Source organism: Brevundimonas sp. GW821-FHT10A07 (assembly GCF_059415785.1).
Map to the genome: position 1 here is coordinate 57,633 of NZ_JBWKNX010000015.1, position 19,611 is coordinate 77,243.

The 19,611-nt window shown below is 67.1% G+C and carries 19 protein-coding genes; 5 read left to right on the forward strand and 14 right to left on the reverse strand.

Annotated elements, in window-relative coordinates:
• Positions 1-348: 348 nt before the first annotated feature.
• Positions 349-1,464, reverse strand: a complete 1,116-nt coding sequence (locus AC07NC_RS13055) for a GAF domain-containing protein (protein ID WP_494569810.1) — start codon at positions 1,462-1,464, stop codon at positions 349-351.
• 137 nt (positions 1,465-1,601) lie between these two features.
• Between AC07NC_RS13055 and AC07NC_RS13060 the strand changes: the two genes are divergently transcribed.
• On the forward strand, positions 1,602-3,218 hold the full coding sequence (locus tag AC07NC_RS13060; RefSeq protein WP_494569811.1) for a GMC family oxidoreductase: 1,617 nt from the start codon (positions 1,602-1,604) through the stop codon (positions 3,216-3,218).
• A 135-nt stretch (positions 3,219-3,353) separates the two neighbouring features.
• Positions 3,354-4,067 carry a response regulator gene (locus AC07NC_RS13065; protein ID WP_494569812.1) on the forward strand — a complete coding sequence of 238 codons (714 nt, stop codon included), beginning with the start codon at positions 3,354-3,356 and terminating at the stop codon, positions 4,065-4,067.
• 42 nt (positions 4,068-4,109) lie between these two features.
• On the opposite strand, the gene AC07NC_RS13070 is transcribed toward AC07NC_RS13065, so the two are convergent.
• From AC07NC_RS13070 to AC07NC_RS13125, 12 genes are all read right to left on the reverse strand, one after another.
• Positions 4,110-4,955, reverse strand: a complete 846-nt coding sequence (locus tag AC07NC_RS13070) for a winged helix-turn-helix domain-containing protein (protein WP_494569813.1) — start codon at positions 4,953-4,955, stop codon at positions 4,110-4,112.
• A 139-nt stretch (positions 4,956-5,094) separates the two neighbouring features.
• Positions 5,095-5,424, reverse strand: coding sequence for a YybH family protein (locus AC07NC_RS13075; protein WP_154725367.1), 330 nt, complete (start codon positions 5,422-5,424; stop codon positions 5,095-5,097).
• Between the two features lie 92 nt (positions 5,425-5,516).
• Positions 5,517-6,290, reverse strand: a complete 774-nt coding sequence (locus AC07NC_RS13080) for an anti-sigma factor family protein (protein WP_426026713.1) — start codon at positions 6,288-6,290, stop codon at positions 5,517-5,519.
• Positions 6,287-6,805, reverse strand: a complete 519-nt coding sequence (locus AC07NC_RS13085; protein WP_035305343.1) for an RNA polymerase sigma factor — start codon at positions 6,803-6,805, stop codon at positions 6,287-6,289. Before AC07NC_RS13085 ends, AC07NC_RS13080 begins: the two co-directional genes overlap by 4 nt.
• A gap of 9 nt (positions 6,806-6,814) precedes the next feature.
• On the reverse strand, positions 6,815-8,242 hold the full coding sequence (locus AC07NC_RS13090) for a YncE family protein (protein ID WP_494569814.1): 1,428 nt from the start codon (positions 8,240-8,242) through the stop codon (positions 6,815-6,817).
• 6 nt (positions 8,243-8,248) lie between these two features.
• The gene (locus AC07NC_RS13095; RefSeq protein WP_494569815.1) at positions 8,249-8,671 is read right to left on the reverse strand and encodes a DUF305 domain-containing protein; all 423 of its coding nucleotides are present in this window, start codon (positions 8,669-8,671) and stop codon (positions 8,249-8,251) included.
• 298 nt (positions 8,672-8,969) lie between these two features.
• The gene (locus AC07NC_RS13100; RefSeq protein ID WP_494569816.1) at positions 8,970-9,428 is read right to left on the reverse strand and encodes a hypothetical protein; all 459 of its coding nucleotides are present in this window, start codon (positions 9,426-9,428) and stop codon (positions 8,970-8,972) included.
• 76 nt (positions 9,429-9,504) lie between these two features.
• Complete coding sequence (locus AC07NC_RS13105; RefSeq protein ID WP_494569817.1) at positions 9,505-9,930, reverse strand: DUF6491 family protein; 426 nt, start codon at positions 9,928-9,930, stop codon at positions 9,505-9,507.
• Positions 9,931-9,997: 67 nt separating this feature from the next.
• The gene (gene mnmC1 / locus AC07NC_RS13110) at positions 9,998-11,770 is read right to left on the reverse strand and encodes an FAD-dependent 5-carboxymethylaminomethyl-2-thiouridine(34) oxidoreductase MnmC1 (protein ID WP_494569818.1); all 1,773 of its coding nucleotides are present in this window, start codon (positions 11,768-11,770) and stop codon (positions 9,998-10,000) included.
• Positions 11,771-11,851: 81 nt separating this feature from the next.
• Complete coding sequence (locus AC07NC_RS13115; protein WP_292148332.1) at positions 11,852-12,181, reverse strand: hypothetical protein; 330 nt, start codon at positions 12,179-12,181, stop codon at positions 11,852-11,854.
• Between the two features lie 149 nt (positions 12,182-12,330).
• Positions 12,331-13,197, reverse strand: a complete 867-nt coding sequence (gene motA, locus AC07NC_RS13120) for a flagellar motor stator protein MotA (protein ID WP_183197950.1) — start codon at positions 13,195-13,197, stop codon at positions 12,331-12,333.
• A gap of 86 nt (positions 13,198-13,283) precedes the next feature.
• Positions 13,284-15,284 carry a long-chain-acyl-CoA synthetase gene (locus AC07NC_RS13125; protein ID WP_494569819.1) on the reverse strand — a complete coding sequence of 667 codons (2,001 nt, stop codon included), beginning with the start codon at positions 15,282-15,284 and terminating at the stop codon, positions 13,284-13,286.
• A gap of 120 nt (positions 15,285-15,404) precedes the next feature.
• Between AC07NC_RS13125 and AC07NC_RS13130 the strand changes: the two genes are divergently transcribed.
• Entirely contained in the window at positions 15,405-15,962 is a 558-nt protein-coding gene (locus AC07NC_RS13130; protein WP_494569820.1) for a hypothetical protein, read from the forward strand.
• 56 nt (positions 15,963-16,018) lie between these two features.
• Here the strand turns inward: AC07NC_RS13130 and AC07NC_RS13135 are convergent, their stop codons facing one another.
• Complete coding sequence (locus AC07NC_RS13135; RefSeq protein WP_494569821.1) at positions 16,019-16,570, reverse strand: lipocalin family protein; 552 nt, start codon at positions 16,568-16,570, stop codon at positions 16,019-16,021.
• A 168-nt stretch (positions 16,571-16,738) separates the two neighbouring features.
• Between AC07NC_RS13135 and cysD the strand changes: the two genes are divergently transcribed.
• Positions 16,739-17,698: a sulfate adenylyltransferase subunit CysD gene (cysD, locus tag AC07NC_RS13140; RefSeq protein ID WP_494569822.1), complete on the forward strand. Its 960-nt coding sequence runs from the start codon at positions 16,739-16,741 to the stop codon at positions 17,696-17,698.
• On the forward strand, positions 17,698-19,611 hold the full coding sequence (cysN, locus tag AC07NC_RS13145) for a sulfate adenylyltransferase subunit CysN (protein WP_494569823.1): 1,914 nt from the start codon (positions 17,698-17,700) through the stop codon (positions 19,609-19,611). The genes cysD and cysN overlap by 1 nt, the downstream gene beginning before the upstream one ends.

Sequence of the window (19,611 nt, forward strand, 5' to 3'; positions counted from 1 at the left end):
CCATTGGCGAAACAGGCCATGGGGGTCGCGCTCCAGGTCCAGTGAGGAGACGACAGGGATTGGCTCGCCTGACGGGGATAGCTCAAGAAACGGAGCGGGTTGCTGGTCCGCAGTGGTCGGATGATCGTCCTGGGGGGCGGTCCGTGTCGTAGTCATCGCTGGTCCTGTAGGTCGGAGCGGCGGCCGTACAGGCGCTGTGGGCCACGGCCGATGCGACATGTTCAGCGCGCCGTGTCACCGGCGAGCTTCAGGATCCGTGATCATCGATGACAGATGAAACCACTTGGTCGGCGCAAGGGCGCGGATGATCCGACCAACTCCTCGATCCGTCCGATCAAACTGGCCGGGTCAGTGGGACTTTCGGTCCAGGGCCTCCATGGCCCGCCGCAGACGACTGTCGGTCGCCCGCAACTTGATCTCGTCCGAAACAAGCGCCGCCAGGTTCGTGAGGATCGCTCTCTGGCTGTCATCAAGCGTGCGGGGACGGGTGTCGATGACACACAGGGACCCGAGGGTGAAACCGTCGGGATCGACCACAGGGCATCCAGCATAGAAGCGGAAGTTCGGGGCGTCCGCGACAGCCGGGTTGTCAGAGAAGCGAGGGTCGGCGGACAGATCCTCTGAAATCATGCAGCTGTTCTGCAGGATGGTGTGATTGCAGAACGCCCAGCTTCTCGGCGTGTCGGCCATCTCCAGCCCATGCCGCGACTTGAACCACTGCCGCGTCGGCGTCAGCAGGGTGATCAGGGAGATGGGCATGCCGAGCGTCTGCGCCGCCAGCCATGTCAGTCGGTCAAAGGCGTCCTCGGGCGGCGTGTCGACGAGGCCGGAGCGTTCAAGAGCGAGTAGACGCTGCGCCTCATTGCCGGGAAGGGGAAACAAGGAGGTCGCCTCCAGACCCTCGCCCGGCTGATCAGGTCCCCTTACGGCCGCCTCGGCCGCCTCGGCCAGATCGTCGATGTCGTTGATGAACCGAACCCGGCCCGCTCCTTGGGACGCGTCGACGACAGTCTGGCGGCCCTCAGGACCGACAACCAGTATGACGGTGTGTTGCAGGGCGACATCAGAGCCCAGCGCATGGAGCACGCCATCAGCGACGGCGAACGACTCTGCGTCGATGACCACGGCCGCCGGCGAGCGGCCGCCTATGTCCAACAAGGCGGTGAAAGGCTCGGGATAGGTTTCGACAAAGCAGGAAGGCGCGCTCTCAAGCGCGGCCTTGAACTCCGGCAACCGTTCGGGCCGCGCAATGACGATGACCCTGGCCGAGGCCGGCGTGGCCGGGAGTTCCTGACCCTTGACGAGCGCAACGACGTCGCTCCGGTAAACCCGCCGATGGCCGCCGGGCGTCTTCCACGAAGGGATCGATCCGCCCTCGATCAGCAACTGGGCGGTTCTGACCGACACGCCGAGAATCTTCGCGGCGTCCGTGGTGGTCACGATCTCCTTCTCGGCGGCGTCCATGGTCTCTCCTGCGGCTGATCGCGGTCTCGCGTCAATATGGAGGCGCGCTCCCGCTCCGCCACACCTCCGCCAGAATCTGATGCATTTGATGAAATTGGTAGATTTGATACCTAGATCGTCAATGTGGAGATTTGAGAATGTCGGATGGACTGCAAACCGATGAGGGGGAGTTCGCGGCCCGCGTCGCGGCCAATCAGGCTCAGCGGCTGGCGAACCTTCGGAAAACATACGATTTCATCGTCTGTGGCGCGGGCAGTTCGGGCTCGGTCCTCGCTCGACGACTGGCGGAGAATCCGGCTGTCCATGTGCTGCTGATCGAGGCCGGCGGGAGTGATGATCGGCCGAGCGTCATGGAGCCGGCCGCCTGGCCGACCAACCTGGGCAGCGAGACAGACTGGGGGTTTGTGGCCGAGCCAAATCCCGAGCTGAACGGACGGGCCATGCCGATGTCCATGGGCAAGGTTCTGGGCGGCGGTTCAAGCATCAACGTCGGCGTCTGGGCGCGTGGCCACCGCAGCGACTGGGACTATTTCGCCCAGGAGAGCGGGGACGAGTCCTGGGGGTATGAATCCGTCCTCGGCCTCTACCTTGAGATTGAGAACTGGCAGGGCGCGCCCGATCCCCTGTATCGGGGCACGGGCGGGCCAGTCTTTGTGCAGCCGACGCCCGATCCGGGGCCGGCGGCTCTGGCGATGCTGGACGCCGCGCTCGAGCTCGGCATACCCACTTACGATAGTCCGAACGGCCAGATGATGGAGGGGGACGGCGGTTGCGCCATCTCCGACGTCCTGACGCGGAACGGCAAACGGCATTCCATCTTCCGCGCCTTTACCTATCCCTACCTGGACCGGCCCAATCTGACGCTCCTGACCCGCACCCAGGTGAACCGGGTGATCGTTCAGAACGGTCGCGCCGTCGGGGTCGAGGCGGTGCGGGACGGGGTGGTCGAACGGTTTGACGCCGCCCATGAGGTCATACTGTCGCTCGGCGCCATCATGACGCCGACCGTCCTGATGCGTTCCGGGATCGGCGACGAGGACGATTTGCGCGCCGCAGACATCAAGGTCCTTCATCATCTGCCCGGCGTAGGCCGCAACCTGCAGGACCATGTGTCCTTCGGCTGTATCTGGGAATACCGCGAGCCGATCGCGCCGCGGAACAGCGGCAGCGAGGCGACCCTCTACTGGAAGTCCGACCCCGCCCTGAGCGAACCAGACTTGCTGTTCTGTCAGGTCGAGTTCCCGGTGCCGAGCCCCGAAGCTGCTGGCCTTGGCGTCCCGGAGCACGGTTGGACCATGTTCGCCGGTCTCGCCCACCCCAAGAGCCGCGGTCGGGTTCGCCTGTCGAGCGGGGATCTCCTGTCCCTGCCGCGCATCGAACTCAACACCTTCAGCCATCCGGACGATCTCCGCGCTGCGGTCGCCTGCGTCCAGCTGTGCCGCGATCTGGGCAACACCCGGGCCTTTGAGCCGCTCGTCGCGCGTGAAGCCATGCCCGGCCCGTTGGGGCAGGCGGACATGGAGCGTTACGTTCGAGACGCGGCGGTGACCTACTGGCACCAGACGTGTTCGGCCAAGATGGGGCAGGACGCGCTGTCCGTCGTGGACGGCAGTCTGCGCGTCTATGGCGTTGAGGGGCTGCGCATCGCTGACGGATCGGTGATGCCGCGGGTCGCGACGGGCAACACCATGGCGCCCTGCACGATCATCGGTGAGAAGGCCTCGCGCTATATCCGCGCGGCTCACGGGGTCTAGGGCCGGAAAAACGGGCGGCCGCTGGTTGGAGACCGGCGGCCGCCTGCCCGGTCAAGGTCGAAGCGCCTGTTCAAGTGCGGGGCGGGCCTCGTCCAATCCTCTGCAAGTCTGTTCATGTCAGGAAAGTGCTTCTTCATGATGTACGCTCAAAGACACGTCCTCGTCGTCGACGACAACGCCTCAGCCCGTGATGCGCTTGGCGGATTTCTCAGCGAGCATGCCTTTCAGGTCAGCACGGCCGCCGACGGCGCGGCCATGCGGCGAATTCTCAGGGCCCGGCCCATCGATCTGGTGGTCCTCAATCTCGGGATAAGGCGCGAGGACGGCCTCGATCTTATGCGGGGCGTCGTCGATCGGGACGAAGCCCCCGTGATCAGCATCACCGATGCTGGCGGCGGCGAGCCGGACAAGGTCGTTGCGCTGGAGCTGGGCGCTGACGATTGCATGAGCACGCCCGTCAGCCCGCGGGAACTGCTGGCCCGCATTCGCACCGTCTTGCGTCGCGCGCGCCCGGCGAAGGCGCGGGAACGGGTCCGGTGGCGGTTCGCCGGGTGGGAGCTCGACCTGCGTCGGCGAAGCCTCACCTCGCCGGACGGCGCCTTGGTCAAGCTCACGACAGCGGAGTTCAACCTTTTGACCGCCCTCTTGAGGAGCCCGAACCAGATTCTGACCCGTCATCAGTTGGTCACGGCCAGCCGAGTCCATCCGGACGAGGTGAATGACCGCAGCATCGACGTCATGATCCTGCGGTTGAGGCGAAAGCTTCAAACCGCGCCCGGCCCTCAGCGCATCATCCGAACCGAGCGGGGCGTCGGATATGGGATCGCCGTTCCGGTTGAAGCCCTTTGACCGGTCAGTCGTGGATCGCTCGGACCGATTTCTGCGGTTGCATCAGGACGCCTCCACCTCCGCCTTGAACATATAGCCCAGGCCCCTCAGGGTCGCGATCGCCTCGGCGCTGTCCGGTCCGGTCTGGAGCTTGCGCCGGAGCCGCAACACCTGAGCATCAATGCTGCGGTCCGACAGGTCCTCGCGCATCCCCGTGGCGTCGAGCAGATCCTGACGCGACAAGACGCGTTGCGGCGCGACGATGAAGGCGTTGAGAAGCCGGAATTCGCCCAGGGTCAGGACGACGACAGCACCCTCCCGGGACAGGCGCCGTGTGCGGCAATCCAGTTCCCAGGGGCCGAACCGGACGTGCGTGCGGGGATGCAGGCGGACCGCTCCGGACAAGCGGTTGCGTCGGCGCAGGATGTTGCGGATTCGGGCGCTGAGTTCGCGCGGATCGACCGGATCGTCGAGATAGTCGTCGGCCCCCAGTTCGAGGCCGACGATCCTGTCGGCGGCGTGGCGCGAGTTCGCCGCCGTGAGGATAATCGGAACCTCCGACGCCGCGCGCAGGCGCCGCAGAAGGTGGAGACCGTCGCCGCCGAGCTCGAGGTCCAGGATCACCAGGCTTGGATGGTCGCCGAGACGCCGAAACAGGCCGGCGGGGGTTTCGGTCGTGACAACCCGCATCCCGTCTTTCTCAAGGGGCGAACAGAGGTCCTGAAGCGGACTGGCGGCGCGGGCGGCGAAAAGGATGCGAGGCCGGACGGTCAGCAGGTCGGACGGATGACCGACCGCCGCCGGAGCCTGGGGTCGCCCATGGTCGTTCGCTGCGCCCGCGTCCGCCAGGGAGGCCTGACGGGTCGCCGGATCCATTGTGGAACGGGCTTGGGAAGCAGGCGTGGTCATAGGCTGTCGTTACAGGTCGGGCACGCAGAGAGGTGCGAGAAACCGGTTGCGGCTGAAACAGTCCCGCTTTGTCCCTATTTTGCGAATGACCCCATGGGCCTGGATTTGTTGGATCGAGCGGAGGGGCAGCGCTCCGCCGTCATGCCGCCTCCATCGTCTTGATTACGCCGCCGTCAAGCTCGAAGGCGAGGACGAACCGCCGGGGGCTCCCCTCGAAGTCGCCGGTCTTGACGCCCTCGACGACGATTCTGCTGGTCTCGTGGCATAGGGTGTCCGGAGTGAGGACCGTCCCGTTGGCGGCCGACGTTTCCTGGATCCATGTGCGTATCGCCGGGCGGCCCTGATGACGCCGGCCGTCGTCACTGACGACGACGCCGTCGGCGGCGAAGGGTTGCACCATGCCTTCGACGTCGCCTCGCGCGATGGCGTCCACATAGTCGGCGATCGGATTGGGAAGTCTCACGTACATCTGGGTCTCCAAGGTTACAAATGAGCAGTCGGGGACCGAACCCCTCGTTCAGTGGCCCGAGTTCGCGCCGCCGATCCGACCTGAGAGGGTGATCAGGAGAAGGGTGTCTGCCGTCGAACATCCTCGGCCACGGGAAGCAGATCCGTCGATGCACGGGGCGCCACGACGCTGAAACCGAGACCGTCCCGCGACCATGTCACGCCGTCCAGCGCGCCGTAGGATTGCTCGGACATGGACCGGTTCTTTTCGATCTCCATCGGCCGCATCATCACGGCCAGCCGCTCGGCGGCCGCCCCCTCGTAGATGAATAGGGCGGCGGGACCATTCGGCGTCGTCACCAGTCGGCCGCCGAGGAAGCGATAGCCGGCGCCTTCCAGATCCGGGGGTTGAACCGGCGTGTCGAGACGATCGGACACCCAGCGGGTCAGCGTCGCACGCTGGTCAGACGCCAGTTCGACCGGACGACGCGTGTCGGAGGCGTAGACCACATAGTTGTCGACGGCCTCGCGGCCGAGGGCCTGAATCCCCCGCGCCGGGGGTGAAACCGCCTCGCGCCCCATCCAGCCCGACAGGCCTCCGATGCAGAGAATGGCCGCGGCCGCCGCCATCTGACGCCTTCCGGCCAAGGTCTTCCGGCGACGCTCGACAAGGGCCTTCAGGTTGAGTTCCGCGGGCAGGGGTTGGTCGGAGACCGGCGCCAGCGCGTTACGCAACGCCTCGCCGTGTTCGCGGTAGGCCGCGAATCTCTCCTGCGCCTCGGGATGGGTGTCGAGATAGCGTCGCACCGCGTCGCGCCGGCTTTCCTCGAGCACCCCGTCCAGAAAGGCGTGGAGGTCGTCTTCGCTAATCGGGCGGTCCCCGGTCATTTGATCCTCCTTAAATGACATCTGACGGGCGTGTCTTCGGCCATCGCACTGGCCAGCCGGGCGCGTCCGCGAGAGAGCCGAGACATGACGGTGCCGAGCGGCACGCCCAGAATACGGGCTGTCTCGGCATAGGACAGGCCTTCGACCGTCACCAACAGGATCACGGCTCGATATTCGTCCGGCAATTGATCCAGTGCGCGCAGAACGTCGGCCCGGGCCAGTCCGTGCTCCTGGGCTGGCGCCACGGACAGAAACGCCGGATCGACCGTCTCGATCGCGGCCATCACTCCCCTTCGGCGAAGCGAGCGCCAGCGATTGACCGCCAGATTATGCAGGATGGCGTAAAGCCAGCTGCGGGTGTCGCCATCGCCGCGGCGTTGCCCCCAACGCGTGACTGCGCGCTCCAGACAATCCTGGACAAGGTCGTCGGCCTCGGCTGGATCGCGAACCAGGGCGTTGGCGTATCGCCGCAGCCCCGGGATGACCGGCTCGATCAACTGGCCCATGTCCGTCATGTGCTCATCCTAGGGCGCCGCGACCTGAATCTGAACCGGAGCCCCGGGCATGGCCGCCGTGCCGGGGGCGATCACCAGATAGCGCCGCGACACACCCTGTGCGGCGCGGACCTGCTGGCGAATGGGCCCCAGAGCATTGACGATGGCGGCGCCGGCGGGATTGCTCGTGAAGGCGGCGATCGGCTCCAGGGGGCCGGAGCCGTCCGCAGCGTTCGCCAGGGCCAGGACATAGGGCGAGCGCGGCGTCAGCCCCGACACCGATCCCTGTACGACCTGGATCAGGCCTTGATCATACAGGCTGATGGTGGTGTCGGCCTCCGTCCCGTCGCTGACGCGCATGCGGATCAGGACAGAACCGGCGTCAGATCGAGGCTGCAGGTTCCGGTCGCCGGCGCCCGAGGGCGCAGCCCCGGGCACATAGACGACGGCCTGGGGCGCCTGGCCGACGCCGACATTGGCGACCACCGTGTTGGAGGCGGTGTCGATCACCGCCAGTTCGCTGGCGTTCTCCAGACCGACATAGACGCGCGATCCGTCCGGCGACGCCCAGAGGCCGTGCGGCAGGGCCCCGACAGGGATGGTCGCGACGGGGCTGAAGTCGTCCGTCCGGAAGATTTTGACCGCATTCTCCCCGCCCACGGTCACATAGGCCAACTGGCCGTGCGCCGTCCGGGCGAAGTTGACGTGGTTGGTGAGAGGGCCGGTGTCCAGGGTCGCCAACACGTTGAACGGAGGACGGGCGTTGAAGGCCACCGTCTTGCCGATGTCCTTCAGGGTGAACCACACCTGCGACCCGTCCGGAGAGGCGGCGATGTTGGGGCAGAAGGCGCTGGGCTGGGCCACTTCCCCGACAATCTCATGGGTGGCGGCATCCACCACCACGGTCTTGGGATTGAAGGACGAACAGATGTAGCCGTAACGACCGTCCGGCGAGAAGATCGTCATTCCCGGCCCGCCAGGCGTCTGAATGCGATGGATCTCGTTGTAGCTGACCGGGTCGATCACCGAGACATAGTCCTCGCCGCGCACGGTGACCCAGAGTTCCTCGCCGTCGGGGGTGAAGAAGGCCTCGTGCGGAGAGCGGCCGATGTAGGTGACATGTTTCACCGCATTTGTGGCGGTGTCGATGAAGCTGACGGAGTTGGAGCCGATCGACACGACCGCCAGCGTCTTGCCGTCCGGCGAGAAGCCCAGGCCGTGAACCAGCAACTGTCCGCGGTAGAGAGGGCTGAAGTTGGCCGGCGACGGATCCCCCAAACGGATCAGACCCACCAGGCGGTTGGTGGAGGGATCGGTGACCGACACGGTGTTCGAGAACTGCTCCGCCGCATAGACGCGATCGCCGGACTGGATGGGGGCGACCTGGGCCTGGGCCGCGCCCGCGACGAGAAGGGCGGTCGAAAGGCTTGCGGCGAGGCTAAGGATGGGACGAGTCATGGGGTTTCAGCCTTCGTGATGGTGGCGCGGGGCTTCGACGCCGACGGGCGCTGTGGGCGGGGGGCTGGTCGGGGCCGGATAGGAGGCAGACAAGGGCTCGCCCACGGCGAGACGCAGGGCGGCGATCTCCTGCTGTTGCTCGACGATGATTTCCTGGGCGAGACGACGAATCTGTTCGTTGTTGCTGTGGCGAAGCACCGCCACGGCCATATCGATGCCGCCCTGATGATGCGGGATCATCATGGCCACGAAATCCCTGTCGATGTCGCCCGTCGGCTGGATTTCCATGGCCGCGTGCATCCGGGCCATGACCGCGTCGTTTTCGGCCATGAATTGCTCCGAAGGCGTGCTCGCCGCCAGCGGTGTGGACAGACCAAGCGCAGCGAGCACGGCGAACCGGATCACGGACTTGCGGGAGGAGATCGACATTGATCGCGGCCTTTGATCGGACAGGGTGGACTTGATCGATAGACACCGCGAGGCGGCCTATTATTCCCGGCGATGGCCTTTTCCTGCGTCTAGCCCTGATCCACGGCGCCTATCCGCCTTGCACTGCGGGCCGAAACCCAGGGTCCGTGGGGCTTTTCCTGCCGCGCGGAGGCAAGCGACGCCACGCCGGTGGCGACCGCTGACTGATACCAAAGATGAGGTGTCTCCACCTGCAGGGCGACTGGCGGCTCGCCGGACGGGCGGGCGCCGTCGGTCGCAGAGCCGCCCCGCCGGGCGCCTAGCCCCCGCGTCCGCTGGCGATGAAGGCGGCGATGGTCGGCCAGGGCGCGCCCTGGGGTCGCATGTCGTCGCAGGCGAAGGACTTGAGGGCGCCGTACACGCCGCCGGAGGGGGTGGCGTCCCAGGGGGCGTCTTCGGCGATCCGTTCCGCCTCCGCGCCGTCCGGGCCGTGGACGATGGTGGCGACGGTGCGGGACTGGCCGTCCGAGCAGCGGACCGCCAACTCCTCGACCTCATGGCTCAGATCGGCCGCGTCGCCGTGTGCGGGAACGCGGGCGAAGCGGGCCGTGGCGACGCCGTCGACCGGCGTCAGGGTGTCCTGATCGATCAGATAGACGGTCCGGTCGCTGGCCGAGAAACGGGTCCAGGTCTCGGCTGCGGCCGGCGTCGCCGCCGTCAGGGCCGCGACGCCGACAACCGTCAGTGTGGCAAAGGTCAGTTTGGCGATTCCGCGCATGTCTTCCTCCCGTGAATGAGAGGATTTGATACCCGTGGTCGCCCGATTTCAAGCCGCCTCCGCGACCGGTGGCGGATCAGGGTCTGGCGCGATCCGGCAGGGCGGCCACCTCTTCGGCGGTCAGAGACTTGGTGACGAAGGCCCGGCAGGTGCGGCGACCCGGGTCGGCGTTCGGCACGATGATCTGGACCGGATCGCCGACGCAGACGGTGTCGGATCCGCCGAGGGTCGGCGTCACGGCGATGGACACCGCCGAATCCAGATCCCAGCAGGCGCCGCTGGTGTTGATCTGGAACACATCGTCGCGCAGCGACCGGATATAGAGGTCGGACTGGCGATCAGTGCGGAAGTTGCGCACGCTGTCTGTACGGAAGCAGCGGGCGACGGACTTTTCGCCGTCGGCGGCGGCCGCGGCGGCCCTGGTTGCGGCGGGCGCGCAGGCGGAAAGGCTCATGGCCGCCACCGTCGAGGCAGCGAGCGCGGAGGTCAGCAGGATACGCATCGAAGTCTCCAATACGGAATCTGGAACAAGGAAGAGACGCCGCACATGAACACAGCCTGAAGGCCGATCAAGCCGGCCCCTGACGGTCAGGATCGATCCGTCCAAAAAGCGCTGCAGGAAGCGGCGAAGGCGTACCGGCGATCAGGGCGGCGACATGTTCGCCCAGCAGGGGCGCCACGCAGAAACCGCGTGAACCCAGGCCCGACAGCAGATAAAGCCCGTCCGCTCGACGCCCCGCCAGAGGCAGCCGGTCGCGTGTCGTGGCCCGGATGGCGACCCGACGATGGCGGACGCCCGTCTCAGCCTGGGCGGCCAGATGCGGCAGGCGCGCGCGCAGGGCGTCCAGGTTCCGGGCGCTGTCCGCATCGCGCGCCTCCAGGGTCACGTCGCCGCGGTCGTGGGTTGCTCCGAACAGGACGCCCGTGCCGGTGGGCGCGACATAGCCGCCCCAGGCCACGCCCGGAGACGCCGGACCCTCGACCCAGTCGGCCTGGCCCCGGACGGGCGACAGGCCGGCGTCCGCCAGCAATCCGGCCGTTCCCCAGCCGGCCGTCACCACCACCGTGTCCGCCTGGGCCAGGATCCGGCCCTCGGCGTCACTCAGGGTCCAGCCGTCGTCGTCGCGCTCGATCCGGGCCACGGTCGCGGTGATCATGGGCGCGGCCTTCAGCCAGGCCGACAGGATGGCGGCGGCCTGGATCACGCGGGCGTCGGCCATCATCAGCCCGCCCTCGACGGTCGGCTCGCCCAGTCGGTCTGCAGCGGCCTCGGCGTCGATCACCGACATGGCGCCGTCGCGCCACAGGGACTGGGCGGCGATCTTGTCGAAGCGCGCCGGATCGCGCGCCGCCTGGGGCAGTTGCAGGACGCCCCGGCTCAGAACGGCCCCCGGCGTGGCGTCATACAGATGCCGCGCCCGTTCCAGCGCCTGGGCGTACAGGCTGGCGATGGCCGCATCCCCGGCGTCGAGGCGCGGCGTCGCCAGTCCGGCCGGAAACCCCGATCCCCCCGCGCCGGGCCGCTCGCCCTCGATCACCACCGGCGTGATGCCTGATGCGACCAGGGCGCGGGCCACGGCCGCCCCGGCCACTCCGGCCCCGATGACGGCGACGCGGGGGGGCCGGTCGGGCGCAGGGGCGCCGTCCCGCCGCGCCTCCAGCCGTTCACGCTTGCGGCCGTGGCCGGGCTTCTTCTCGACCACGAAGCCGCGTTCCGACAGGCCGCGTCGAACCGCGCCGGCGACCGTGAAGGTGGCGACTCGCGCGCCGGGGGCTGACCGGGCGGCGATCCGGTCCATCACCGTTTCGGACCACATGCCGGGGTTCAGGGCCGGCGAGAAACCGTCCAGGAACCAGGCGTCGGCCGCTCCCGACCACTGGTCCAGGGCCCAGTCGACGTCGCCGACGGCGACGTCGAGCACCGCGTGGAACCCCGGCAGATCGACCCGGTGAAAGCCCGGCGTCCGCTCCGGCCACGCTTCGATCAGGGCCCGGGCCGCCTTCGCCAGTTCAGGCCAGGCGCCCAGGGCGCGCCGCGCCTCGTCGGCGGTCAGGGGAAACCCCTCGATGGAGAAGACGTGCAGCCGCCCGCCCTCGGGCCGGGTGCGGCGCCACAGGTCCAGCAGGGCGGCGATGTTCAGCCCGGTGCCGAACCCCAGCTCGGCCACGGTGAAATGGCGTCGCCCGGCCCAGGCGTCCGGCAGGCCGCAGCCTTCCAGGAAGACGGCGCGGGTCTCGGCCAGACCGTCGTCGCGTGAGAAATAGACGTCGCCGAACCGGCCGGAGCGGGGCTCGTCGTCATCGGTCCAGGTCAGGTGCGGGGCGGTGTCGTCGGTCGTCATGGCGCGGCTCTAGCACCTCCGCCGCCGATACGAAAAAGGGGCCGCCCGCGGGGCGGCCCCTTTGTGGGTCGGGGGAAGGACTCAGTGGCCGGTGTCGTGGCCGGCGGCCTGGGCCGATCCGTGGTCGGTCGCCGGGGCGGCGGCTTGCCCGGCCGCCGTGTCGGTCGCCGCAGGCGCGCCTTCGGGGGCCGGTGCGGAGGCGGTGGCGGCGCCGGCGTCCTGGGCGGCCTCATTGGCGGCGGCGGCGGCTTCCGCAGCGGCCTGGTCGGCGGTCAGGGCGGCGTCGGCGGCGGTTCCGGCCGCTTCAACCGCGTCGCTGGCGGCTTCCTGAGCCTTTTCTTCCGGCGCCTTCTGGCACCCGGCGATGATCAGGGCGGCGGCCGAGGCGGCGATGAGGGCGGTGATGCGCATGGGACAATCCTCCGAAGGCTGTTCGCGAGGCCGAAAGCCTCGCTGGAAACGATAACGCCGCCGTGAACCTCGGGGCAAGCCGGGATCACGGCGGCGTCATGCCGCGTCTGAAACTCGTCGCGCGGCCGGACGTTCCGGCGCGCTCGACCTCAGTCGTTGCCGATATTGTTCAGCACTTCTTCCATTTCGGCGAAGGACGGCTGGGAGGCGGAAGGAATGTCGCCGCGGCCGATCTCGACCGAAATCTGGGCCGCATTGCCGTGCAGGTGGGCGATCAGCACGGACTGGATCATCTTGTAGTAGGCCGCTTCCTCATTGATGATCGAGGTCAGGCGCGCTGCGAACGGGCCGACCAGCCCATAGGCCATGAACACGCCCATGAAGGTGCCGACCAGGGCGCCGCCGATCATGCCGCCCAGGATTTCCGGCGGTTCGGTGATCGAGCCCATGGTCTTGATGACGCCCAGCACGGCCGCGACGATGCCCAGTGCGGGCAGGGCGTCCGCCAGGTTCTGCAAGGCGTGGGCGTTGTCGAGATGCTCGTGGTGATGCTTCTCGAGTTGTTTCTCCATCGCATCCTCGACCTGGTGCGGATCCTCCAGGTTCATCGTCATCATCCGCAGGGTGTCGCAGATGAAGTCGACGGCGAAATGGTCCTTCAGCACCTTGGGGTACTTCTGGAAAATGGTCGATTCCTTGGGCTTTTCGATATGGCTTTCCAGCGCGACGACGCCCTTGGATTTCATGGTCTTGGTCAGTTGGAACAGCAGGGACAGCAGGTCCTTGTAGTCCTGCTTCTTCCACTTCGGCCCGGCGAAGGTCTTGCCCAGACCCGCCAACGAACCCTTGATCACCGTCATGGAGTTGGAGATCAGGAAGGCCGCGATGCCCGCGCCGCCGATCGCCATCAGTTCGTGGGGCGCGGCGTGCATGATGACCTCGAACTTGCCGCCCGAGATGGCGTAGCTGCCGAACACGAGGCCGAACAGCAGTACGATGCCGATGATCTGGAACATGGAGACGCGGTATCCTGACGCGAGAGGCGTCAAGTCATGACGGTTATTGATTAAGACGGCGTTTCGGGAAACGCCGTCTTATACCGTCACAGCCGGCCTTCGCCGTTCAGAATGGCCGTCCGCCCCGCCGTCGTCAGCTTCTGGTAGCCGGTCTTGCCGCCGCGCACATACAGGGTCGCGCCGGTTTTTTCCGGATCGAACCCGTCGGCCACCAGATCGGCCTTGCGGTATTTGAAGGTGCCGGTCGTCTCGGCCGCCTCGATCAGCCGCACGAAGACCGGCTGGGCGTAGGCGGGCAGGCGGGCCTCGACGTGTTCGGCGAAGGCCTTGGGGTCGAACTTGGCGTCCGTCACCAGGGCGGCCATCCCCGCCTTGCCGTCCTGGCCGGGCACGGGGACGCCGTAGACGATGGCCTCGGACACGCCGGGGCCTTCCATCAGCACCTGCTCGACCTCGGAGGTCGAGACGTTCTCGCCCTTCCAGCGGAAGGTGTCGCCCATCCGGTCGACGAAGTAGAAATAGCCCTCGGCGTCCTGTTTCATCAGGTCGCCCGTGCGGAACCAGCGGTCGCCCTTCTTGAAGACGTCGGTCAGGATCTTCTTCTGCGAGGCGGCCTTGTCAGCATAGCCCGAGAAGTCGTGGCGGATGTCGTTGCCGATCTCGCCGATGGCTTCGCCGATCTCGCCGACGCGGGTCAGGCGGCACAGGCCGTCCGGGCCGCGGACCGGCTGTTCGCTGTCCACGTCGAACTGGACCAGGCGGATATTGATCTGTTTCTTCAGATAGCTGGGCACCCGGCCGATGGCGCCCTGTTTGCCGTCGAAGTTGAACAGGGAGACATTGCCCTCGGTCGAGCCGTAGAACTCCAGCACCTCGGGAATATGGAACCGGCTCTGGAATTCGGGCCAGACGTCGGCGCGCAGTCCGTTGCCGAAGGCCAGACGCAGCTTGTGCTTCTGCTCATAGGCCTGGGGCTTGCTGTTCACCAGATAACGGCACAGTTCGCCGATATAGACGAACATGGTGGCGCCGGACGCCACCACGTCGGGCCAGAAGCTGCTGGCCGAGAACCGCTTGCGGATCACCAGACGCGCCCCGTTCAGCAGGGCCGCGCCGACGCCGACCAGGCCCCCGGTCGAGTGATACAGCGGCAGGACGTTGAAGATCCGGTCCTTGGGCGTCGAACGGGTCGCGCCGGCGAAGGCGCGCATATAGGTGCGGGCGCGCGAATGCGGGATGCGGGCCGCCTTGGGCAGGCCGGTGGTGCCGGAGGTGTAGATATACAGGGCCGTGTCGCGGTTCGTCAGGCCTTCGCGCACCGACCGGGACGGTCGCACTGAGGAGGCGCCGCGCACCGGCTTGTCCAGGCCGCGCCGGTCGCTGGATTCATCCTCGTCGCCCAGGTCCAGGACCCACAGCATCAGGGTGTGGCCGACCAGGGGGCGGGCCGCCTCGACCTGGCGCCAGCAATCCTCGTCCGCCACCACCTGGAAGGCGTTGGAGATGGTCAGGCAGTGGGCCAGCCCCTGGCCCGTCAGATTCGTGTTGATCAGGGCGGTGGCGATGCCGACCTTGGAGAAGCCGATCCAGGCCGCCAGATATTCGACGCGATTGGTCATCATCAGGGCGATGGTGTCGCCCCGGTTCAGGCCGCGCCCCTTGGCCCAGTGGGCGTAGCGGTTGGCCATGGCGTCCAGGTCGCGATAGGTCAGGCTGCGGCGCTCGTCCTCGACGGCGACATTGTCCGCGAACTTGTCGACGGCTTCTTCAAAGTCGTCGCACAGCAGAATGTCGCTATCCAGCTTGATCGGCTTGATACGCTTGAGCAGGCGGAACAGTCCGCGCGCGAAGCGCACGTCCCTGCGGATATTGGCTACAAAACCCATGCTCGCCGTTACTCCGGTCTTTGCGTGTTCCACCCGCGCTCGTGATGAACGAAAGGAGCCTGTTCGGTCAACCGCGAGGCGGACAAACGCCTTAGAAACCACCGCGATCAGACAAGGCCGTGTCCCATTTGTTTCGGTGACGTCGGGGAAATCCAGAGCGAAACGCGCATTTTCCGCCTTATTCGATCTTTTCTGGCCCATAAAAGATCTGATTTCGCCTCGGTCGGGGCCGTATCAGTGCTTCTTCAAGGTCATTGACCGTTTATCGGAACGACCTCGAAGAACGGCGTGTTTTCCTGCCGATCTCATGGAGAACACATCATGTCGATGACTTATGCAGACGTTACGACCAACACAGCCGCCGTCGATGCGACGGGGCGTTCCGCCGACGAGGTCTTCGTGCCGCGCTATGCTCAGCCTCGCAGCCGAAGCAAAAAGTCCGTCAAGACCTGGATGATCATCGCCCCGATCGGCGCCCTGGCGGTCATCGGCACGGCGGCGGCCCTGATGATGGGCGGCGGCGAGTCGGCCGCGCCGGCGTCTCCGGCTCAGCCGCTTTTGACCCCGGCGCAGCAGATGCAGACCGCGCCGACGGCTTTGACGCCGGTTGAGACTCCGCCCGCCCAACCCGTTCCCGTCCAGACGGCGCCTGCCTCGGTTCCGCGTCCCGCCGAGCCCGCAGCGCGCCGGGCAGCCCCGTCGGCGACACCTGCGGAACGTCCGGCCCCGCGTGTGGCTACGCCTGTCGAGCCGACCGGCCCGCGTCCCTACAGCGCCGCAACGGCGGCCTTGAACACGGCGGCCAGCCCTGCGGCGTCCGCCCCGGCCTCGGTTCAGATCCAGTCGCCCCCGACCGTGTCGGTCGAGCCGGTCAACTGACGCCGTCACCCATGAAAAAGGCCCCGGCGTTCGCTGGGGCCTTTTTTGCTGTCGGCCTAACGCGTGGGCAGGGCGGGAAACTCCAGTCGACTGACGTCATAGCCCAGGGCCCGCGCCCGATCCGTCAAGGCGCGCACCTCGGCCTCGCTGGGAACCTCACGGGTGTAGATGAACAGCCGCTCGAAGGTCGGGTCCGCCGAAATGAACCAGCTGTAGTCGTCCGCCCGGTCCAGCACCCAGTAGTCCCAGGTCACCAGCCCATGCAGGTACCGGACCCGCAGCTTGGCGTTCATGCCGGGATCCAGAATCCGGCCGCCCCCCTCGATGGCCTTTTCCTTGCCCTCGGGCGAGCCGACCTGACAGGTGTCGCGCACATGGATACGATCCGCCTTGACCGGGGTGTAGATCGAAGCGCCGGCGACGCAGCCGTCGGTCAGCCGGTCGGGCAGGCGGGCGACCTCATGCCAGCGCCCGGACCACAGACGATCCACGTCGATGGCCTTGCTCGGTTGGGGCGCACGGTATTCGGCGGGTGAGGGGGCTGTGACGCAGGCCGCCAGCGCGGCCGAGGCGACGACGGCGGCGATCAGGGATTTGACGATGGGCATTGCGACTCCATTTCAACGCCATAAAGTCGCCACACGCGGCCCAGTTCCACAAGGCGGACGCCGCCCCTCGACCGCCAGGTCCGAAAATCTCACAGTGTGTGGCAGTATCAATCGCTTGCGACCCGTCGCACACTGGCGTTTCACGTCAGCGTTCGATGGAGACCTGACTTGGTGGACGCCGCTATTCTGACCGAAACCCCGACCCCGTCCGCGCCGCCGCCCCGTCCCGAGCGGCTGACCCATCTTCAGCGCCTGGAGGCCGAGAGCATCCACATCATGCGCGAGGTGGCGGCCGAGGCCGAGCGCCCGGTCATGCTGTATTCGATCGGCAAGGATTCTGCGGTGATGCTGCACCTGGCGCGCAAAGCCTTCTATCCGTCCACGCCGCCTTTCCCCCTGCTGCACGTCGACACGACCTGGAAGTTCCGCGCCATGTACGCGATGCGCGAACAGGCCGCCGCCGACCTGGGCGTCGAACTGCTGGTCCACCAGAATCCTGAGGCCCTGGCGCGCGGGATCAATCCCTTCGATCACGGCTCGGCCCTGCACACCGACCTGTGGAAGACCGAGGGGCTGAAACAGGCCCTGTCGCACTATGGGTTCGACGCGGCTTTCGGCGGCGCCCGGCGCGACGAGGAGAAGTCGCGGGCCAAGGAGCGGATCTTCTCCTTCCGCACGGCCGAGCATCGCTGGGACCCCAAGAACCAGCGGCCCGAGCTCTGGCGGCTCTACAACACCCGCAAACGGCCGGGCGAGAGCATCCGCGTCTTCCCCATCTCCAACTGGACCGAGCTGGACGTCTGGCAATACATCCACCTGGAGCAGATCCCCATCGTGCCCCTCTACCTCGCCGCCGAACGGCCGGTGGTCGAACGCGACGGCGCCCTGATCATGGTGGACGACGACCGCTTCCGCCTGCGTCCCGGCGAGACGCCGCAGATGAAGTCCGTCCGCTTCCGCACCCTGGGCTGCTACCCCCTGACCGGTGCGGTCGAGAGCAAGGCCGCGACCCTGCCTGAGGTCATTCAGGAAATGCTGCTGACCACCACCTCCGAACGCCAGGGTCGGATGATCGACCACGACCAGTCCGCCTCGATGGAGAAGAAGAAGCAGGAGGGCTATTTCTGATGGCCCACCAATCGGATCTGATCGCCCGCGACATCGACGCCTATCTCGACGCCCATCAGCACAAGAGCCTGCTGCGCTTCATCACCTGCGGCAGCGTCGACGACGGCAAGTCCACCCTCATCGGGCGGCTGCTGTACAACTCCAAGATGATCTTCGAGGATCAGATGGCGGCGCTGGAGGCGGACAGCCGCCGCGTCGGCACGCAAGGGGGGGACATCGATTTCGCCCTGCTGGTCGACGGCCTGGCCGCCGAGCGCGAGCAGGGCATCACCATCGACGTGGCCTATCGCTTCTTCTCGACCGAGAAGCGCAAATTCATCGTCGCCGACACGCCCGGCCACGAGCAATACACCCGCAATATGGTCACCGGCGCCTCGACCGCGGACGCCGCCGTCATCCTGATCGACGCGCGTCGGGGCGTGCTGACCCAGACGCGGCGGCATGCCTATCTGGTCAGTCTGCTGGGCATTCGCCATGTGATCCTGGCGGTGAACAAGATGGACCTGATGGGCTGGTCGCAGTCTGTGTTCGACGCCATCGTCGCCGACTTCCGCGCCTTCGCCGACCAGATCGGGCTTCAGGCCTTCGACGCCATCCCGATGTCCGCCCTGCGCGGCGACAACATCACTGAGCCCAGCCGCCATTCGCCCTGGTACGTCGGCCCGCCCTTGATGAGCCTGCTGGAGACGCTGGAGGTCGGGGACGATCTTCAGGCCGACCCCTTCCGCCTGCCGGTGCAATGGGTCAACCGGCCCAACCTCGACTTCCGCGGCTTCTCCGGCCAGATCGCCGCCGGGACCGTGCGCCCCGGCGATCCCGTCCGCGTCCTGCCGTCGGGCAAGACCTCGACCGTCGCCCGCATCGTCACCGCCGACGGCGACCTGGCCCAGGCCGTCGCCGGCCAGTCGATCACCCTGACCCTGGCCGATGAGATCGACGTCTCACGCGGCGACGTCCTGGCCGGCGCCGACGCCCCGCCCGAGGCCGCCGACCAGTTCGAGGCCACCGTGGTCTGGATGGACGACGAACCCCTGCTGCCGGGCCGGCCCTATCTGCTGAAGATCGGCGCCAAACTGGTCGGCGCCACCATCACCGAGCCCAAGCACAAGGTGAACGTCAATACCCTGGAGCAGCAACCGGCCAAGCGGCTGGAGCTGAACGAGATCGGGGTCTGCAACCTGTCGCTGGACGCTCCCGTCGCCTTCGCCCCCTATGCCGAGAACAAGGACCTTGGCGGTTTCATCCTGATCGACCGGATCTCGAACCGCACGGTCGGGGCGGGCCTGCTGCACTTCGCCCTGCGCCGCGCCCACAACATCCACTGGCAGGCCCTGTCGGTGGACAAGGCGGCGCGCGCCACGATCAAGAACCAGAGGGGCCGCGTCGTCTGGCTGACCGGCCTGTCCGGCGCCGGAAAATCCACCATCGCCGACCTGGTTGAAAAGCGCCTCTACGCCGACGGCCGCCACACCTATCTGCTGGACGGCGACAATGTCCGCCACGGCCTGAACCGCGACCTGGGCTTCACCGAGGAGGACCGGGTCGAGAATATCCGCCGCGTCGCCGAGGTGTCGAAACTGATGGTGGACGCCGGTCTGATCGTCCTGGTCAGTTTCATCTCGCCCTTCCGCGCCGAACGCCGCCTGGCGCGCGACCTGCTGGGGCCCGGCGAGTTCGTCGAGGTCTATGTCGACACGCCTCTGGCCGTCGCCGAACAGCGCGACGTCAAGGGCCTCTACAAAAAGGCCCGCGCCGGCGAACTGAAGAATTTCACCGGCATAGACAGCCCCTACGAAGCCCCCGAGGCGCCAGAGATCGTCGTGGACACCACCACCATGTCGGCCGAGGACGCCGCCGAACGGATCGTCGGCTGGCTGGACGGCCGGTTCTCGACCGAGGATTTCAGCATCTGA

Excerpts from the sequence above, each read along its gene's own strand:
- AC07NC_RS13055 (WP_494569810.1), bottom strand. The coding sequence starts at position 1,464 with ATGGACGCCGCCGAGAAGGAGATCGTGACCACCACGGACGCCGCGAAG.
- AC07NC_RS13060 (WP_494569811.1), top strand. The coding sequence starts at position 1,602 with ATGTCGGATGGACTGCAAACCGATGAGGGGGAGTTCGCGGCCCGCGTC.
- AC07NC_RS13065 (WP_494569812.1), top strand. The coding sequence starts at position 3,354 with ATGATGTACGCTCAAAGACACGTCCTCGTCGTCGACGACAACGCCTCA.
- AC07NC_RS13070 (WP_494569813.1), bottom strand. The coding sequence starts at position 4,955 with ATGACCACGCCTGCTTCCCAAGCCCGTTCCACAATGGATCCGGCGACC.
- AC07NC_RS13075 (WP_154725367.1), bottom strand. The coding sequence starts at position 5,424 with ATGTACGTGAGACTTCCCAATCCGATCGCCGACTATGTGGACGCCATC.
- AC07NC_RS13080 (WP_426026713.1), bottom strand. The coding sequence starts at position 6,290 with ATGACCGGGGACCGCCCGATTAGCGAAGACGACCTCCACGCCTTTCTG.
- AC07NC_RS13085 (WP_035305343.1), bottom strand. The coding sequence starts at position 6,805 with ATGACGGACATGGGCCAGTTGATCGAGCCGGTCATCCCGGGGCTGCGG.
- AC07NC_RS13090 (WP_494569814.1), bottom strand. The coding sequence starts at position 8,242 with ATGACTCGTCCCATCCTTAGCCTCGCCGCAAGCCTTTCGACCGCCCTT.
- AC07NC_RS13095 (WP_494569815.1), bottom strand. The coding sequence starts at position 8,671 with ATGTCGATCTCCTCCCGCAAGTCCGTGATCCGGTTCGCCGTGCTCGCT.
- AC07NC_RS13100 (WP_494569816.1), bottom strand. The coding sequence starts at position 9,428 with ATGCGCGGAATCGCCAAACTGACCTTTGCCACACTGACGGTTGTCGGC.
- AC07NC_RS13105 (WP_494569817.1), bottom strand. The coding sequence starts at position 9,930 with ATGCGTATCCTGCTGACCTCCGCGCTCGCTGCCTCGACGGTGGCGGCC.
- mnmC1 (WP_494569818.1), bottom strand. The coding sequence starts at position 11,770 with ATGACGACCGACGACACCGCCCCGCACCTGACCTGGACCGATGACGAC.
- AC07NC_RS13115 (WP_292148332.1), bottom strand. The coding sequence starts at position 12,181 with ATGCGCATCACCGCCCTCATCGCCGCCTCGGCCGCCGCCCTGATCATC.
- motA (WP_183197950.1), bottom strand. The coding sequence starts at position 13,197 with ATGTTCCAGATCATCGGCATCGTACTGCTGTTCGGCCTCGTGTTCGGC.
- AC07NC_RS13125 (WP_494569819.1), bottom strand. The coding sequence starts at position 15,284 with ATGGGCCAGAAAAGATCGAATAAGGCGGAAAATGCGCGTTTCGCTCTG.
- AC07NC_RS13130 (WP_494569820.1), top strand. The coding sequence starts at position 15,405 with ATGTCGATGACTTATGCAGACGTTACGACCAACACAGCCGCCGTCGAT.
- AC07NC_RS13135 (WP_494569821.1), bottom strand. The coding sequence starts at position 16,570 with ATGCCCATCGTCAAATCCCTGATCGCCGCCGTCGTCGCCTCGGCCGCG.
- cysN (WP_494569823.1), top strand. The coding sequence starts at position 17,698 with ATGGCCCACCAATCGGATCTGATCGCCCGCGACATCGACGCCTATCTC.